At 39.1% G+C, this 17,491-nt stretch carries 17 protein-coding genes; 6 read left to right on the forward strand and 11 right to left on the reverse strand.

The genetic code is table 11. From position 1 onward, the window contains the following. Positions 1-71: 71 nt before the first annotated feature. The 7 genes from A8B79_RS10335 to A8B79_RS10365 form a co-directional block, all read right to left on the reverse strand. A complete protein-coding gene (locus tag A8B79_RS10335) occupies positions 72-1,019 on the reverse strand; it encodes a mechanosensitive ion channel family protein (protein WP_066222030.1) in 948 nt (315 codons plus the stop codon). A 55-nt stretch (positions 1,020-1,074) separates the two neighbouring features. Then, positions 1,075-1,572, reverse strand: coding sequence for a Spy/CpxP family protein refolding chaperone (locus A8B79_RS10340; RefSeq protein WP_066222033.1), 498 nt, complete (start codon positions 1,570-1,572; stop codon positions 1,075-1,077). Between the two features lie 3 nt (positions 1,573-1,575). Next, complete coding sequence (locus A8B79_RS10345) at positions 1,576-1,905, reverse strand: hypothetical protein (RefSeq protein WP_066222037.1); 330 nt, start codon at positions 1,903-1,905, stop codon at positions 1,576-1,578. Between the two features lie 51 nt (positions 1,906-1,956). Further along, positions 1,957-2,538 carry an RNA polymerase sigma factor gene (locus tag A8B79_RS10350; protein WP_161485164.1) on the reverse strand — a complete coding sequence of 194 codons (582 nt, stop codon included), beginning with the start codon at positions 2,536-2,538 and terminating at the stop codon, positions 1,957-1,959. A 118-nt stretch (positions 2,539-2,656) separates the two neighbouring features. Then, a complete protein-coding gene (locus A8B79_RS10355) occupies positions 2,657-5,137 on the reverse strand; it encodes a glycogen/starch/alpha-glucan phosphorylase (RefSeq protein ID WP_066222040.1) in 2,481 nt (826 codons plus the stop codon). A 37-nt stretch (positions 5,138-5,174) separates the two neighbouring features. After that, positions 5,175-6,053 carry a 4-(cytidine 5'-diphospho)-2-C-methyl-D-erythritol kinase gene (gene ispE / locus A8B79_RS10360; protein ID WP_066222043.1) on the reverse strand — a complete coding sequence of 293 codons (879 nt, stop codon included), beginning with the start codon at positions 6,051-6,053 and terminating at the stop codon, positions 5,175-5,177. After that, on the reverse strand, positions 6,054-7,481 hold the full coding sequence (locus tag A8B79_RS10365) for a CCA tRNA nucleotidyltransferase (RefSeq protein WP_066222046.1): 1,428 nt from the start codon (positions 7,479-7,481) through the stop codon (positions 6,054-6,056). A gap of 85 nt (positions 7,482-7,566) precedes the next feature. Here A8B79_RS10365 and A8B79_RS10370 point away from each other — a divergent pair, with 85 nt between their 5' ends. Next, positions 7,567-7,968, forward strand: coding sequence for a universal stress protein (locus tag A8B79_RS10370; protein WP_066222049.1), 402 nt, complete (start codon positions 7,567-7,569; stop codon positions 7,966-7,968). A 14-nt stretch (positions 7,969-7,982) separates the two neighbouring features. On the opposite strand, the gene A8B79_RS10375 is transcribed toward A8B79_RS10370, so the two are convergent. Further along, positions 7,983-8,375 carry a type II toxin-antitoxin system death-on-curing family toxin gene (locus A8B79_RS10375; protein WP_066222051.1) on the reverse strand — a complete coding sequence of 131 codons (393 nt, stop codon included), beginning with the start codon at positions 8,373-8,375 and terminating at the stop codon, positions 7,983-7,985. 2 nt (positions 8,376-8,377) lie between these two features. Then, the gene (locus tag A8B79_RS10380; RefSeq protein ID WP_066222053.1) at positions 8,378-8,584 is read right to left on the reverse strand and encodes an AbrB/MazE/SpoVT family DNA-binding domain-containing protein; all 207 of its coding nucleotides are present in this window, start codon (positions 8,582-8,584) and stop codon (positions 8,378-8,380) included. A gap of 150 nt (positions 8,585-8,734) precedes the next feature. On the opposite strand from A8B79_RS10380, the gene A8B79_RS10385 reads away from it, so the two are divergent. Next, positions 8,735-9,166 carry a BsuPI-related putative proteinase inhibitor gene (locus A8B79_RS10385; protein WP_066222055.1) on the forward strand — a complete coding sequence of 144 codons (432 nt, stop codon included), beginning with the start codon at positions 8,735-8,737 and terminating at the stop codon, positions 9,164-9,166. 29 nt (positions 9,167-9,195) lie between these two features. Further along, entirely contained in the window at positions 9,196-9,636 is a 441-nt protein-coding gene (locus A8B79_RS10390) for a BsuPI-related putative proteinase inhibitor (protein ID WP_066222058.1), read from the forward strand. A 7-nt stretch (positions 9,637-9,643) separates the two neighbouring features. Here A8B79_RS10390 and A8B79_RS10395 read toward each other — a convergent pair whose 3' ends face one another. Next, the gene (locus tag A8B79_RS10395; protein ID WP_066222061.1) at positions 9,644-10,648 is read right to left on the reverse strand and encodes a sugar nucleotidyltransferase; all 1,005 of its coding nucleotides are present in this window, start codon (positions 10,646-10,648) and stop codon (positions 9,644-9,646) included. A 173-nt stretch (positions 10,649-10,821) separates the two neighbouring features. Between A8B79_RS10395 and A8B79_RS10400 the strand changes: the two genes are divergently transcribed. Next, complete coding sequence (locus A8B79_RS10400) at positions 10,822-12,438, forward strand: UDP-N-acetylmuramoyl-tripeptide--D-alanyl-D-alanine ligase (RefSeq protein WP_235603666.1); 1,617 nt, start codon at positions 10,822-10,824, stop codon at positions 12,436-12,438. 12 nt (positions 12,439-12,450) lie between these two features. On the opposite strand, the gene A8B79_RS10405 is transcribed toward A8B79_RS10400, so the two are convergent. Beyond that, positions 12,451-13,677, reverse strand: coding sequence for an FtsX-like permease family protein (locus A8B79_RS10405; protein ID WP_066222891.1), 1,227 nt, complete (start codon positions 13,675-13,677; stop codon positions 12,451-12,453). Between the two features lie 99 nt (positions 13,678-13,776). Here A8B79_RS10405 and glgB point away from each other — a divergent pair, with 99 nt between their 5' ends. Together glgB and malQ are read left to right on the forward strand one after the other, a co-directional pair. Beyond that, the gene (gene glgB, locus A8B79_RS10410) at positions 13,777-15,981 is read left to right on the forward strand and encodes a 1,4-alpha-glucan branching protein GlgB (protein ID WP_066222063.1); all 2,205 of its coding nucleotides are present in this window, start codon (positions 13,777-13,779) and stop codon (positions 15,979-15,981) included. Positions 15,982-15,983: 2 nt separating this feature from the next. Continuing rightward, complete coding sequence (malQ, locus tag A8B79_RS10415; RefSeq protein ID WP_066222065.1) at positions 15,984-17,474, forward strand: 4-alpha-glucanotransferase; 1,491 nt, start codon at positions 15,984-15,986, stop codon at positions 17,472-17,474. The last annotated feature ends 17 nt before the right edge of the window (positions 17,475-17,491 follow it).

Here is a 17,491-nt window from a genome sequence, read left to right on the forward strand (position 1 = left end):
AGACCTTCACGCCATATTTAATTCCATCTGACAGATAACCCGTCTGATGGAACACCTAAATTGAGTTCTTCTCACTCACCACTTTTCACTTCTTTCTTTTCACCTTTCACTTCCTCACTCTTAGGCATCGCGTTTCTGAAATTAATATCTCTTTGAGGGAAAGGAATTTCGATATCATAAGCTCTGAACTTTCTGACGATGGCCTGATTCAATTCATTTAAGATCGAATAATGTTCTTTCACATTTCCAACCCACACGATCAGCTTCATATTCCAAGAAGAATCCCCGAATGAGCGTAATTGGACATCATGTTTTGGAGTATGTAGTATGGAGTCACTTTCTTCAGCAACTTCATTGAGTGCTTTTAATACAATATCAAGGTCCGAGCCGTAAGCCACTCCCACATCAATAACCAAACGATAAGTTGGATCTCCGTAAGAATAGTTCACCACATTTTTTGAGATAAACTCAGAATTCGGAACGATCACAGAAATATTATTTATAGACCGAACAGTGGTGGAGCGTATATTAATTTCCTGAACATCTCCTTCAATATCATTTACCAATACACGATCCCCAATGCTGATGGGACGTTCAAAAAGGACGATCAAACCTGAAATGAAGTTGGATGTGATATTTTGTAAGCCAAAACCAATACCAACAGAAAGGAAACCAAAGATCACTGCGAGTCCCGTCAGATCAACACCAACAAACTGAAAGGAGACCAGCATCCCGATGATCATGACCACATATTGAGTCATCCTGGAAAGTGTGAATCGGAGACCGGGGTCTTTAATAAATCGAGGTAAGACTTTGTTGTTTAATATCCGTTTTACAAAACCTCCCAAATAGGTAAACCCAATTAGGAAGAAAATGAAGATACAAATGGATAGAAGAGTAACCGGGGTGTCTTTTAATTCAAATAAAGTAGTATTGAATAGATTACCTAAATAGTCAAAGATCTCACTGGGGGTGAGATCATCCATTGTAGGTAATGATTGTGTAGAATCAGCTTGCATATTTTCTTAATTAGGTTGAGAGAAAATAAACAAATCTGGGCGAATCACACGCTATTTAATTATCCGGCTTCGGTTCCTTTTTCTCAGCCTCTCGTTCCCGGCGAGACTTTATCATTCGCTGAACCAGTGAGTCCAATTCTTGGAGTTGTTCGGGGGTACAAAGCGCTCTGATGTTAGAAATATGCTCATAGGTTCGGAATTCCATATCAGAAACCAATATTCCGATCTCATTAGTAAGAGAATCGACAGCTTCAACTGAAACATCCTCTTCCTGAGTAAGGCGGAACATTCTTCGGCGGGTATCATCGACTTTTTGTTGAAGAGCTTTCGTTTCAGCCCTGTGACTGGAGTTTAAAGAATCATATGCTTGTTTCTGCTCTTCAGTAAACCCAAGCTTCTTGGCGATGTAAGCACTTCTGCGATCTCCGTCTCTTTGGTCGCGATCTCGTTTTCCCATCTTAGGACCAACAACTAATCCGATAAGAATCAGGTTCAATAAAACCAGAACAGAAATGGATATAATGGTAAATCGTTTATTTTCAAATAAACCCATGGCTTACTCCAAGGAAGTTAAAGTTGCGTAATCAGGAAAGTACTCATCCGAGTATTCTGAGATATCTTCAGTTGTTTGTTCGCTGTCAGAACTGGTAGAATAAAAAAGAATGGCAGAAACATTCAGGATCAAAATTAAAATAACAGCGGCGTATTTTCGTACTTCTGAAAGAGTGAAAATGGTAGCTTTTTTAGGAGCGTTCTGATTATCAATTTCATCAAAACGAGCAAAAAGAGTTTCTTCAAAATCATCACTGGTTGAAAGAAAAGCAGGCTTTTCAGCATCTTTCATCAGCTGATCTATATGGGCTTGTATGTCTTTTTCTGATTTCATAATTCTTCCGATAAAGGATTAGGCGAAATGTGTTGTAAAAACTTGTGCTCTTTAAAAATAATTTTCATAATTGTCCTCCATGATCTTTCTGAGGTTCTGTTTACTTCGGTGAACCAAGGATTCTATAGAAGACAAACTTTTTTCCATAATGTCCGCAATCTCTTTGTAACTAAGTCCGTCTTGTTGACTTAGAACAAAAGCCGTTCGTTGGGTTTCAGCAAGCTGGTTCAAAGAATCCTGAATAAATATCTGCTGCTGTTTTTTGTAGAGTTCTTCTTCCGGATCAGGAAGGTCGGATGCAGTTTGAGACATCTCCAGATCGGCGGCTTCTGATCGTACACGTTTCTCGAAGTAAGCAGCGCGTTTCAGGCTTCGGCGCTTTTTCAGTTCGTCTAAAGATCTGGAAACTGCAATTCTGTACATCCAGGTAAAGAGAGAGGCTTCTTCTTTAAAGTTGGAGATGGTTTTGTATACCTCAGTAAATACTTCCTGAGTCAGGTCTTCAGCGTCATCAACGTCTTTCAGGTATCCATAACAAACATTCAGGATTGGGTCTTTGTATTCACGAACTAATTGCTGAAACGCAGTTCGGTCTTTATCCCTTAATCTTTGTATGAATTTTTTTTCTTCCACTAAAGCCAATTTAATGTTTTAGACGAAGGAATTAAGAATTTCTTTCAGAAGAATTTTTCCGGAAAACAACTGTAGGGATGTAATGCATTACATCCCTACAGTTATATTGTTCAAGAACTTACTTCTTGAGTTTCACAGGTTTTGTTTGCCAGATCTCATCTGCATAATCCAGAATAGTTCGGTCGCTGGAAAATTTACCGATGTTAGCCACATTAAGAATTGCTTTCCGGTTCCATTCGGATTGATCTTTATAAAGCTCTTCAACTTCTTCCTGCTTTTTCACATAAGCCTCATAATCCGCCATAACCATGAAGTAGTCTCCTTTGTGGAGTAATGCGTCGACAATGGGCTGGAAAAGCGTTGGGTCTTCTTCACAGAAGAAACCGGTACGTATTTGATCGATCACTTTTTTCAACTCAGCATTGGCATTGTAATAATCCCACGGGTTATAACCCTGTTGACGAAGTTCGTCCACTTCTTCCACTGTTAATCCAAAGATGAAAATATTATCATCACCAACTTCCTCTTTAATCTCGACATTTGCTCCGTCAAGAGTACCGATAGTAAGAGCACCGTTCAGCGCAAATTTCATGTTACCTGTTCCCGAAGCTTCCATTCCTGCAGTAGAAATTTGCTCGGAAAGATCAGCGGCCGGAATCATCATTTCTGCTAAGGTAACTCGATAGTTTTCCAAGAAAATACACTTCAGCTTATCACTAACTTCCGGATCGTTATTTACTTTCTCGCCAATGCTGTTAATAAGCTTGATGTGAAGTTTCGCCATTGCATAACCCGGAGCGGCTTTCCCTCCAAAGATCACCGTTCTAGGAGCAATATCCAGATCAGGATTTTCTTTTAAACGGTTATATAATGTAGCTACATGTAAAGCAGCCATCAACTGACGCTTATACTCATGTATTCTTTTGATCTGAATATCAAACATAGATTTCGGATCTACATCAATTCCTCGTTCTTCTTTGATGTAATCAGCCAACAGCTTTTTGTTTTCCAGCTTTATCTTACCAAACTTTTTCTGGAAAGTCTTTTTCTTTGCTGATGGAGCCAGCTTTTTTAGATGATCAAGATCGGTGATCCATTTATCTCCGATCTCATCAGTGATCAGGTCGGATAGATCAGGATTACATTGCTTCAACCATCTTCGTGGAGTAATTCCATTAGTTTTGTTGGTGAATTTGTCAGGATAGAGCTCGTCAAAATCCTTGAACATGGTTTCTTTTACCAATCGGGAATGAAGTGCGGCAACACCGTTCACCTTTCTGGAACCAACAATTCCCAAATGTGCCATGTGTACTACAGGATCTTCTCCTTCGCCGATTATGCTCATTCTCTTCATGCGAGCAGTATCGTTTCCATGTGTTGCTTTGATGGTATCCATAAAGCGACGATTGATCTCATGGATAATATTGAGATGTCTTGGTAACAGGTTTCTCATCAAGGAAACCGGCCATTTTTCCAAAGCCTCAGGAAGTAAAGTATGATTCGTGTAAGCCATCGTGTTGGATGTAATATCCCAGGCTTTTTCCCATGGCATGTGTACATCATCCAGCAAAACTCTCATCAACTCAGGGATCGCCAGATTTGGATGGGTATCGTTACACTGAATAGCAACGCGTTCCGGAAATTTACTCCAGTCATCAGTTCCTTTTTTGAAACGTCGGATAATATCCTGCATAGAAGCGGATACAAGAAAATATTCTTGCTTCAACCGGAGTTCCTGACCTACAAATACTTTGTCGTTCGGATATAGAACACGTGTGATGTTCTGCTCAAGCTGATTGTCTTTTACAGCATCAATGTACTGTCCCTGATTAAAGCTTTTCAGATCTAAAGTGGCATCAGATTCCGCCTTCCATAATCTCAGATTGTTTACAATTCCATTATCGTATCCCGGAATAGGAGTATCGTATGCAACGGCTTGCACTTTGCGGGTATTTTCCCAACTGTAATGATGTCCACCATCTCCGTTTTGAGCCGCACCCTGATGTCCGTAAAATTCCACCGGATATTGAACTTTTGGACGGACAATATCCCAGGGATTTCCATAACGTAACCAAAGATCCGGTTTCTCGATCTGAAACCCGTTTTCCATGGTTTGATAGAAGATTCCGTAATCGTATCGTAAGCCGTAACCAATAGCAGGAATACCTAATGTTGCCATGGAATCCAAAAAACAAGCTGCAAGTCTTCCGAGACCACCATTTCCAAGACCGGCGTCCCATTCTGCATTTCGGATGTCATCATAATCAAGACCAACATCCTGTAAAGCATCAGCTATTTCTTGTTGAACATCCAGATTAACCACCATGTTATCCAGCAGGCGACCAATCAGGTATTCCATGGATAAATAGTAAACCCGTTTTGCGCCGGAATTATGATAGTGTTGCTGAGTTGTTAACCAGCGCTCATTTAACCGATCCATTAAAGTGAGAACCACGCTTCGATAATTATCCCAGTTTGTGGTAGAGTACTCGTCCTTTGCCAAGGTATGGCGAAGGTGCATTTTAATATCTTCGCGAAGGGAGTTTTTATCCATTCCCGACCTTAGATCCGGTGTTGAAGAAGTCTTCTTTTTAGCCATTATAGATGCTGATTGATAATCTTAAATATGAAATAAATTAGCTGATCTGTTTCTTGTAGATACCCAGATCAGGCTCAAAATTTGGTCGCGATAAATTCGCTGAAAATCCGAGACTATGAAACGATTCATATGCATGAATTGCAACAAAATCCTGTTCAAAAATTCCAAAAACGCTGGAACCGCTTCCACTCATAGAGGCGTAGCTCGCTCCGAATTCGTAGCATTGGTCTTTAATGTTACCGACAATATTCATTCGTGGGAAAACGGAAGCTTCAAGATCATTAATGATCAGGTACTCCCATTCCTCCAGAGGTTCTTCCTCCAGCACCTTTCTTAATGAAAACTCCGGTTCAGGATTTGGTTCTACAAAATTGTATGCTTCGGGAGTGCTGCTTGGTTCGCCCGGAAAGATAGTGACGATCCATCCGTCGGGTTGTATATTTAAAGGTTCAATTTCCGTTCCTAATCCTGTTGCAAAACCGGGATTGCCTTGAATAAAAAAGGGAACATCAGCGCCTAATTTTTTTCCAAGTTCCATTAATTCCGTTTCCTGTAAACCAAGATTGGCGATCTTGTTGATCATCCTGAGTGTTGTAGCAGCGTTACTGCTGCCACCGCCAAGTCCCGCTCCTGCAGGAATATTTTTTTGAACTTTGATATGAAATTGATCTTTTAAACCCGCTTCTTTCTCAAGTAGATTTACGGCTTTAACTATCAGATTGGTATCATCAACAGGAATTTTTTCATCGCTCATAGTTAAGCTGTTTCTGCTCGATGGTGTTATCTCAAAGCGATCTGTCCACTCGATAAAACAAAAACCAGTCTCAATGTTATGATATCCTGAATCAAGCCTTTCCAAAACGTTGAGCCCGATATTGATCTTAGCGTATGAATTTGATACCCAAACTTCCTTCACTTAATTACTCCTTCCCAAAAATTTATCCTTATTGTCCATCATATACTCAAAAGCAGCATCATGATCATTAGGAATTTCTCCGTTTAATATAGCTTCTTTTACGGCGTCTTTTATGTCTCCGATTGTTTTGCTTGGCTTAATTTTAAGCGCTTCCATGATCTCTTCTCCGGAAAGAGGGTTTTTCCAGTTTCTGATATGATCTTTCTTTTCAACTTCTTTGATCTTCTTTTCAACTCTGTTAAAGTTTTTCTGGAACCGCTCTACTTTATTGTCATTCTTACTTGTGATGTCAGCTCTGCAAAGCGTCATAAGATCATCAATATCATTTCCGGCTTCAAAGATCAATCTTCTTATGGCGCTGTCACTTACTTCTTCTGAAACTAACGCAATAGGGCGGAGATGCAGGCGCACTAATTTTCTCACATATCGCATTCTTTCATCCAGCGGCAGACCTAGTTGACGAAAAATTCCTTTTGTCCATTTTGCACCGAGGGCATCATGTCCATGAAAAGTCCAGCCGGCTTTATTATCAAATCGTTGAGTAGGTGGTTTCGCGATGTCGTGCAAAATAGCAGCCCATCTCAGCCAAAGGTCTCCTCCGTATTCAACAACATTATCCAGTACTTGCAGAGTATGCCAGAAATTGTCTTTATGAGTTTGTCCATTCTTTTCTTTTACACCTTGGAGTCGATGCATTTGAGGGAAAAACTGTTTCAACAAACCTGTATGAAATAAATGAGCAAACCCGATTGAAGGCTTATTGCTCATTATTATCTTATTCAGCTCAGTAATAATACGCTCTTTTGAAATGATCTCAAGCCGGGGAGCCATTTCAGAAATAGCTTGGTAAGTTTTCTCCTCGATCTCAAAATTCAGTTGTGTGGCAAAACGAATGGCGCGGAGCATTCTAAGCGGGTCGTCATCAAAAGTTTGTTTGGGATCAATAGGCGTTCGGATCAGCTTGTTTTTTAAATCCTGAATTCCTCCGAATGGATCTACAAGGGTACCAAAGTCTTCCTCATTCAAACTCCAGGAAAGAGCGTTGATCGTAAGGTCCCGACGAAGTTGATCATCTTCAAGAGTCCCGTTTTCAACAATGGGTTTTCTGGAATTCTTGCGATAGCTTTCTTTGCGCGCTCCTACAAACTCCAGTTCAAATTCATCGGTCTTTACAAGCGCAGTTCCGAACTGTTTGAACACAGAAAGATGAGAACCTTCTATAGCCTGATGAACCTTCTCAGCTAAAGAAATTCCGGAGCCAAGCGTAACAAAGTCGAGGTCAGGTTCTGTTTGTTTAAGTCGGTCAAGGTAAAAGTCACGCACATAACCACCCACAATGTAAACCGGTTGGTTTATGGATGCAGCGGTTTTGCTTATGACTTCAAAAACAGACTTATGTGAAGCGGGTATTTGTAGCGGAAAATTCATCGGCAAAAGATACCAATCTTATAGGATGCTTTCAGGGGTTTGTTTTATAAAATTAATAGTAGGGTAAATAAAAAGGATATGAATCATGGGATTTCCATCAAACTGGTTAATAGCAACAAATGGCAGTAAATATGCAAGTGAAGCCGTAAAACACGCAGGCTTGTTAAGCTCGCTTTTAAACAATAAACCAACAGTTACGATTCTTGTGGTTGCAGATAATAAGGAAAGCGAAGATACAGCCAAAGGAATTGTTGAAATGGCGAAGTTTTTATTCGAGACAAACAGTGGTCCCGAAATGGATCCGGAGTTAGCAGTGGAGATAGGCGAACCGGGAAAAACTATTATAAAAACAGCTGAAAAATTAGGTTGCGATCAAATTTTTATAGGAGGAGCTGATTTTAAGTGGGATATAAATGACGGGAAGCCGGGCGGTATCAGCAATTACATTATTGATAAATTTAACGGGGTTATTACTGTGGTGAAATAATAGTTGTAGTTAATCTAAGAAATTGGTGAAGATCTTGTTCTCAAAAAATCAGATAAGAAATCGGTATCAATTTTTTTAGTAACTAAATCAACTACCAAATCAGCAAGCTCCTCTTCATGTTCTTCATTCACCTCAAAACCATTTAAATAAAGAAAAGTAAGACAAGAGGCTAAAGCGGTTCTTTTATTGCCATCAATAAATGGGTGTCGGAATACAAAACAGGAAACATATGCTGCAGCCATACCATAAAGGTCTAGTAAATAAACTCCATCAAAAGTAGTTTTAGGTGATTCAATACAAGCTTTGATTCCTTCCATATCTCTAATATTTGGTTCACCACCTGCAGTGATAATTTCTTCACCATGAATAAAAAGTATATCATCCAAAGAAAGGAATTTTGGAGACATACCTATTCCCCAAGTTTATCCAATGATCTTCGATGTTTTTCACTTATTCGTTTATAAGCAGATTTCACATCGATTTTTTTGATTAGTAAGCCATCTTCTTGAGGGACGATTTCAACCTGGTCATCTTGTTCCACTCGAAGCAATTTGAGGAGGGATTTTTCAAGAATGATGCCTCTGCTGTTTCCGATATTTTGAAGTTTTTTAATCATAATGTTATAACATAGTTAAAACAAAAATAGTGTATTTTTCGCAAAATTGGAAGTTTTACGACATTGCTTCATTCTATGATAAAGTTGACAAAAAGGAGTTAACTTTTTATTTAGAAAGTAATAGTCAAAAGACCAGTTAAATACAGAATTATGAAAGCGACAGTAACTTACATTTTTTGTTTTTCCATACTTCTAATCTCCTGCAATGTGATCAATTTCGGTTCGGGCGATCTAACAACAGATCTGGAGCTAGGAGATACAGAAATAACCAATGTTCAGGATATCGATGCGACTTTTACAGTACGGAACGGAACCGATAAAGTAAAAAAATATTCGTTTTCTTCAGGGTGTCAAGTTTCCTTTTTACTTTCTAAAGATGGTGTTAAAAAATTACGCTCAGAGGAAAACTTAGGTTGTATCGCGATCGTAACCGGCATCGAGTTAATTCCTAACGAAAGCGAAACGTTCAAGTTACCCACACTTTTTGATGTTGAGCTTGAAGCAGGCGAATATATGATCAAAGCTTATCTAATCGGCTACGAAGATGAAGTATTTGCCACAAAAAGATTTAGTGTAAACTAAATAATCAAGTCACGAAATTTCAGATTCTAATGATTACACGAACCAACATTCCCATTCTAATAGTTGTTTTTTTGCTGCTTTTGGTCTCTTGTAATGTGATCAATTTCGGTTCGGGCGATCTAACAACCGACCTGGAACTAGAAGAGACAGAAATAACCAATGTTCAGGATATCGATGCAACTTTTTCAGTAAGAAATAAAACAGATGAAACTAAAGAATATAGCTTTTCATCGGGTTGTCAGATTTCTTTCATAATTAGTGAGAACGGCACAAAGATTATAAAAGCGGAGGAAAAATTAATTTGTACCAGAGCCTTAACCAGTTTTAAATTGGAAAAAGACGAAAGTAAAACCTTCGAATTACCAACTTACTTTGATATTGATTTGAAGGCCGGGACATACTCCATCAAGGCCTACCTTATTGGCTACGAAGATGAAGTATTTGCCACTAAAAGCTTTAGTGTAAACTAATCGGAAGTTACTCGAACTCTAAATTCGAGTGGTCCCCTACATCTACTTTCCCTTTCACATTTTTGAGTGAAGTATGGGCCCCAATTGTAGAACCTTCAGTTTCCACATTTTCAAGAACGGCATTGTCTCTGATGATAGAGTTCTTGATCGTTGAATTCTTGATTGTAGTTCCTTCTTCAATACTAACATGAGGTCCTATTTTGCTGGACTCGATATTAACACCCTCCGCAATAAATACAGGGGGGATGATCTCAGACCCAGGAAACTTAGAAGCATTGAAAGTTGGGTTTTCTTTGGCTACAATCTCACCGGTAGTTTCTAACCAGGCGGGTAAAGTTCCACAATCCAACCATTCGTCAACAGTAGCAATTTTAAAGACTTTTCCTTCATTGATCATGTTATCAAGCGCTGCAGTAAGGAAGTATTCGCCACCGGGACCTTTTAGCCCGTCATCCATAACGCGATTTACTTGACGCTTCAGTTCAGCCCCATCTTTGAAATAATACACCCCGATAATGGCGAGATCAGAAATAAATTCTTCCGGCTTTTCTACAAATCCGGTGATCTTTTCGCCTTCATGAACGGCAACTCCAAAACGAGAAGGGTCTTCAACTTTCTTGAGCCAGATCACGCTATCTGCCCCATCCAGATCAAATTTTTCTTTGCTGTCAAAAAGTGTATCTGCAAAAGCTACGATCACTTCACCTTCAAGATCTTCGTTCGCACAAGCTACAGCATGCGCAGTTCCTAGAGCAGGAAATTGAACACGGAAAGTTGTTTTTGCGTCGTGGCGATCACTCATGGCTGTGAGCTGATTTTTGATATCCTGACCAAAATCAGGACCTAATATGTATACAATTTCTTCGATTTTACGATCCAAAGTTCGAATAAAAGTCTCGACCAGTCGCTCAATGATCATAGTTCCCGCAACAGGAAGCAAAGGTTTTGGAACGGTATGAGAGTGAGGGCGAACTCGTGTTCCACGACCCGCCATTGGGATAATTAATTTCATATATTTGTCTCCGATTCGAAACTTTGTTTTAATTGTGCGGTGAATATAAGAGCGTTCGTACTCAATATCGAGAAGTTCTGTATTTAACTGCTAAACATTACATTCTAATAATCTACGGCTTGGATTGGTACCTAACTTTACTTAATTACTTTTCAATTTTTTTCTGTGTCATATTGTTCAGATATCACTGGTACAGAACCCGGTTCTTTGTTCACACATTTCAGCAGGTTGGTTATAAAAATAATGAATACTGGCAATGGCTACGAGCGCACTGGGACGAAAAAGTAATTCCAATTGATCTGGGAGTTTTTAATCTCATTTTGTTGATCTCCGTTGCTGCAGATGGTTTCTTTGGATCCGTAGTTACAAAAAACACATTAGCAGTAATTTTCTTTGTTTATGCGGTTTTCTGGTTGAGTTCGGTAAAAAGATATAAGCAAGACAAAGTGAAAAAGCCTTTGGTGCTTACCAACAGGGTTAAGCGGTTGTTGATTCCGGTGGTTGTTTTAGGGATTCTTTTTCCGGGATTTTTGACCTTTGAAGCTTACACCGGTAGATACCTTTACAATTACAGCCCCGGACTTTTAAACTTCGATATTATTCTCTTGGTTTTTGGGTGGGTGTTCTCTGCCATTCTGATTCCCTTTTTTATTTTCATTGGAAGTTGGATCACGAAACCCATAGAAAGATCTATACAGGAAGGATTTAAAAAGCAGGCTCGAAAAAAATTGGCGTCAATGCCTCAGCTAAAAGTGATCGCTATTACCGGTAGCTATGGAAAAACCAGTACCAAATTCATGATTCGCGATCTTTTGAAAGAAAGGTTCAGCGTATGCTCAACACCCGGAAGCTATAATACTCCGATGGGAATTTGCAAGGTTATTAATAACGACCTGCAATCTCATCATCAAATTTTGATATTGGAAATGGGGGCTCGGTACGAGGGAAATATTCAGGAACTCTGTGATATTGCCCAGCCGGATATTTCTGTGGTTACCAATGTTGGTGTTGCCCATTTGGAAACTTTTGGATCTCAGGAAGTGATCGCGAGAGAAAAAGGAACTCTTGTAGATAATTTATCCCAAGGAGGTGTTGCAATCCTGAATGCTGATGATATTCATGTTAGTAAAATGGGTACGGGCAGATCTGATATTACGAGAATATTGACAGGTTTAAGCTCAGGAGATATCAAGGGAAGCGATGTTTCTTACAATACGGAAGGAACAAGTTTTCAAATTGGAGTTGGAGAGGAAACGGAGGAGATCCAGACTAAGTTGCTTGGTTCTCATAATGTGCAAAACATGCTGTTAGCAATAGGTGTCGCTCATCACTTGGGGATCAGATTAAAAACGGTGGTATTGGGTGCGAAAAATATTGAACCGGTTGAGCATCGACTTGAGCTTAAAAAAGCAGGAGAGTATTATATTATCGATGATGCTTTTAATTCAAATCCTGTTGGCGCAAAAAATGCCGTTGAAATACTGGGGCAGTTTAACTCAGGAAGAAGAATTATAATCACTCCCGGAATGGTTGAACTTGGGGAAATTGAATATTCTGAAAATCAGAAATTTGGTGAGGCTATTGGAAATGCTAAACTTGATAAAATTATACTGGTTGGCGAAGAACGAGCGGAACCAATACTGAAAGGAATTAAAATTACCGAAAACGGCGAAGAAAATATTACTGTAGTAAACTCTCTATTTGAAGCTAATGATATCCTAAGAGTGTATTTGCAGCCCGGGGATATTGTTCTATATGAGAATGATCTTCCTGATGTTTACAACGAGTAAGAAAATTAAATTCTATTCGTACCGAATTGCATCAGCGGGTTGAACTTCGGAAGCTCTTGTAGCCGGCAACCAACTTGCAGCAATACAAAGTAAAAGGCTACCTGCCAGTATAATAGTTACATCTAAAGCTTGGATCTGCACCGGATAAGCATCAATAAGAAAAGCGGTAGAGAGTTTAATGATATGGAATTTGAGCTGTAACCAACTCAGTAATAAACCAATCAATCCTCCAAAAACACATCCTATAAGTCCAATGTAAAGTCCTTGTTTTCGGAAGATCTTTTTAATAGCAGATGAAGAGTAACCCATTGTGATCAATATTCCGATGTCTCGTCGTTTTTGAATAACGATCATTGTAAGAGAGCCCACAATATTTAAAACTGCAACAACGATAATGATCATAAGGATGGCATAAGCGCCCCATTTTTCTAAATACATTACATCGTAAAGGGCTTTTTGTAAATCATACCAGGATGATACATTGTAATCAGGGCCTATTTTTTCCTGTAGTTCGGGTTTCAGTGATAGGGCTAAATCACTATCCGTTGTTTTTATGTCTATTCCTGATATACTATTTCTTGTTTTAAATAATCTCTGTGCGGCAGTGATATCAATAAAAACCTGAGCTCCGCCACCAATTTGTTCAAGTTGATAGGACCCTCGAATTTCGAATCGATACAGTCTTGGAGCAGTGATCTGTGTCAAGGTTCTGCGCATAGCGGAAGCACTTAATAATGCAACTTCATCTCCAAGTTCAAGGTCCAGCTCATTGCGTAATTGTTCATTTATTACTAATCCCGGTTTTCTATTTCGCACACTAACATCAAATAAACCTGATTTAATGCTTTGCTCTATCTCGATAAGATTAACGAAACTTTCGCTTTCTACACCCCTTATTTCAACAACTTTGTTGTTACTGCCATTGTTTGTGAGTAATGCTTTACCTTCTACATAGGGAGATACTAAAGTTATTTCAGGCAGAGAGTTTATTTCCTCTAACAATTCCTGATTTTGCACGAAAGTATTTGACCCCGATGCTTCCACCCTAAGATCAGGATCATAGTTAAGTAAATACCCTTGTACTACATCAAAAAAACCATTCAAAACAGAAAGTACTACTATCAATAAAGCCGTACCGATGGTAACACCAACTATACTTATAAAAGTAAGTGTAGAAATAAGGGAGATATGTTTCTTAGAAAAAAGATATCTCTTAGCAATTTGACCTGTATAATACATTGTAACAAAATAGAAAATGAATGGCTGGAAAGCATGACGAATACTCCAAAAGATTTTCGATAAAATTGCTATCTTCACAGCCTCAAATAAACGGGATTAATGAGTTCTACACTTAGTAAAGAAATAATAGCTTCGATCTCTGATGGCACATACGCAGATCCCTTTTCGGTTCTGGGGCTGCATACGATCAAAGAAAATGGAAAAGAAAGATTAGTTATAAGAGCTTTCCGGCCGGAGGCAAAAGCGGTGGTGGCGCAAATAGGATCCGCAAAACCGTTGAAGCTTGATAAGATCTCTGATGAGGGTTTGTTTGAAAAAATTGTTCCTAGAAGAAAAAACAGGTTTGAGTACAAGCTAAAAATCACTCCTTATGAAGGGAAAAAGTTCGATATAATTGATGCGTACAATTTTGGTTCGCAATTAACGGATTTTGATTTACAATTATGGGGAGAGGGTAATCACCAAAAAGCGTATGAGTTCATGGGAGCTCATCTCAAAAAGATCAATAATATTGAAGGAACTCATTTTGTTGTTTCGGCACCAAGTGCTAAACGGGTAAGTGTTGTTGGTTCTTTCAATAACTGGGATGGGAGAGTTCATTCCATGAGAAAGTTTCATGATCAGGGAATTTGGGAAATATTTATACCCCATGTTTCAGCGGGAGACTTATACAAGTTCGAAATAAAATCAACTGTTCAAGATGCGCCATTATTGAAAGCAGATCCGTATGCTTTTAAAGCTGAATTGAGGCCAAAAACGTCTTCTATTGTGTCTGAATTAGAAGGTTTTAAATGGACTGATTCAAAGTGGATGAATGGCAGGCAGACAAAGCAGGCTCAGGATCAACCCATTTCTATTTATGAGTTTCACGTAGGTTCCTGGAAGAGGAAAATTGATAATGGAGAAGAGTTTTTAAGCTATAAGGAGTTGGCAAAAGAGCTGGTTCCATATATAAAAGAAATGGGTTTTACTCATATTGAACTGCTGCCTATCGCTGAACACCCTTATGATCCTTCCTGGGGATATCAAATTACGGGTTATTACGCTCCAACAAGTCGTTTTGGAGAGCCTGAAGACTTTATGTTTTTTGTTAATGAATGTCATAAAGCGGGAATCGGAGTATTGCTGGATTGGGTTCCTGCTCACTTTGCAAAAGATGATCACGGTCTAAGAAGATTTGACGGAACTGGTTTGTATGAGCATGAAGATCCGCGACAGGGAGAGCACTTAGATTGGGGGACATGTATTTTTAATTACGGAAGAACTGAGACAATTAATTTTTTAGTCTCTAATGCCGTTTATTGGTGTGAAAAATTTCATATTGATGGGTTGCGAGTGGACGCAGTGGCGTCAATGTTATATTTGGATTATTCGCGAAAAGAAGGAGAGTGGGTTCCTAATAAATATGGTGGACGAGAGAACATTGAAGCCATAAACTTCCTCAGAAAAGTTAACGATGTTCTTCACACTCTGTATCCCGGTGTAATTACATTCGCAGAAGAATCTACTTCTTGGGGCGGAGTGTCTCGCCCAACAGCAACAGGCGGTTTAGGATTTGATTACAAATGGAATATGGGTTGGATGAACGACACATTATCCTATATCGAAAAGGAACCGATACACCGAAAATATCATCAAGACCAACTTACGTTTTCGTTGATTTATGCATTTTCTGAGCATTTTGCATTGCCTTTTTCACATGATGAAGTAGTGCATATGAAGAAATCAATGCTTTCGAAAATGCCGGGTGATGATTGGCAAAAATTTGCTAACCTTCGTCTGCTCTATGCTTATATGTATACTCATCCGGGAAAGAACTTAATGTTTATGGGTGGGGAGTTTGGACAATGGTCAGAATGGAACCATGCCAACTCATTGGATTGGCACTTACTGGAATGGGGGAAGCATCAGGGTCTCCAACAATTGGTAAAAGATTTAAACAGGGTTTCAAAAGAAGAAAAAGCCCTTCATGAAATTGACAGTGACTGGAGAGGTTTTGAATGGGTTGATGTCAGCGATGCTGACAATAGCCTTATTTCATATATAAGAAGAGGTAAAAACGCGGATGACTTCGTTGTGGTAATTTTAAACTTTACTCCTACAGTTCATTATGGTTATCAAATTGGAGTTCCTAAAGACGGTGAATTTCAAGTAGTAATGAATACCGACTCAGAATATTATGGAGGAAGTAACGCCGGAGATTCGGCGATCCAAGCGAAATGGGGAGAATGGCATAATCAGCCGGCTTATATAAATGTCACCATTCCTCCACTAGCAGCACTAATTTTAAAACCAAAAGGATAACAATGAGATTTCCTCGTTCAAGTGGGACTTTAGTACACCCTACATCTTTTCCCGGAAAATACGGGATTGGAGATTTCGGTTCAGAGGCCAGATCATTTATAGATTTTTTAGAAACAACAAGGCAATCTATTTGGCAGATTCTTCCACTAACTCCAACTGGGTATGGAAACTCTCCATACGCGAGTTATTCTGCTTTTGCAGGCAACTCGTATTTAATAGCTCCTGATATACTGTTGGAAAAGAACTTGCTCACCAAGAAAGAAGTATCCGAGACGGAATTACCTTCAAAAGTGGAAGTTGATTATGAAAAAGCATTCAAAAACAAAGACCAACTTTTCAAATTAGCTTCAGAAAGATTTTATTCTAATCTCAGTATTGAAGATGAAAAAGAATTCAAGCTTTTTAAAAAACAGAATAAGTTTTGGTTAGATGACTATACACTTTTTATGGCGTGTGGTCTGGACAAAGGAATGCAACCTTGGAATACGTGGGAAAAGTCTCTTGCCCAGAGAGATCCTGAGGCATTGCGGAAAGCGAAGAAAAAATTCAAAAAGGAGATCGCTCACCAATATTGGTTACAGTTTGAGTTTTCAAATCAATGGACAGCACTTAAAAAATATGCAAATAAAAAAGGCATAAGAGTGATTGGGGATATTCCCATTTTTGTAGACCACAATAGCGCTGACGTTTGGGCTAACCCGCAATACTTTGAGGTAGACAAGAAAGGAAACCGAAAACTTGTAGCGGGTGTTCCACCTGATTATTTCAGTAAAACGGGACAACTATGGGGAAACCCACTATACAAATGGAAAGTTTTAGAGGATGATGGATTCTCATGGTGGGTAGAAAGGTTTAAGCACATGTTCTCAATTTGTGATGCTATTCGTGTTGATCACTTTAGAGGCTTTGATGCTTATTGGGAAATAAAGGCTTCTGAGAAAACAGCCGAGAACGGACGTTGGGTAAAAGGTCCGGGCGAAAAACTATTTGATACCATCCTGGAAAAATGTGGAGAACTCCCAATTTTGGCAGAAGATCTTGGCTTTGTAACTGAAGGTGTAGAAAAACTTCGGGATAAATATAATTTTCCCGGGATGAAGATTATTCAGTTCGCGTTCGATTCAGATTCTACAAATAGCTTTCTGCCTCATAATTATCCGCAAAATTGTGTTGTATATTCAGGTACTCATGATAATGATACAAGTATCGGCTGGTATAATTCTGCGCCTGAAGTCGAAAAACACAGAGTAAGAGTGTATACCAGATCTAATGGGAGCGAGCCAAATTGGGAGTTTATCAGACTTGGTATGTATTCCGTTGCAGACCAGGCAATTTTTCCACTTCAGGACTTTATGGGGCTTAACGAATCTCATCGATCTAATATTCCCGGAACTTCATCCGGGAATTGGATATGGAGATATACTAAAGAGATGCTACTTGAGGTGGATAACGATAGGATTCTGGATTTAGTGGTTAACACAAACAGAAAATAGGATCTAAAAAGCAGTTC

This window comes from Balneola sp. EhC07, assembly GCF_001650905.1.
Lineage (GTDB): Bacteria > Bacteroidota > Rhodothermia > Balneolales > Balneolaceae > Balneola.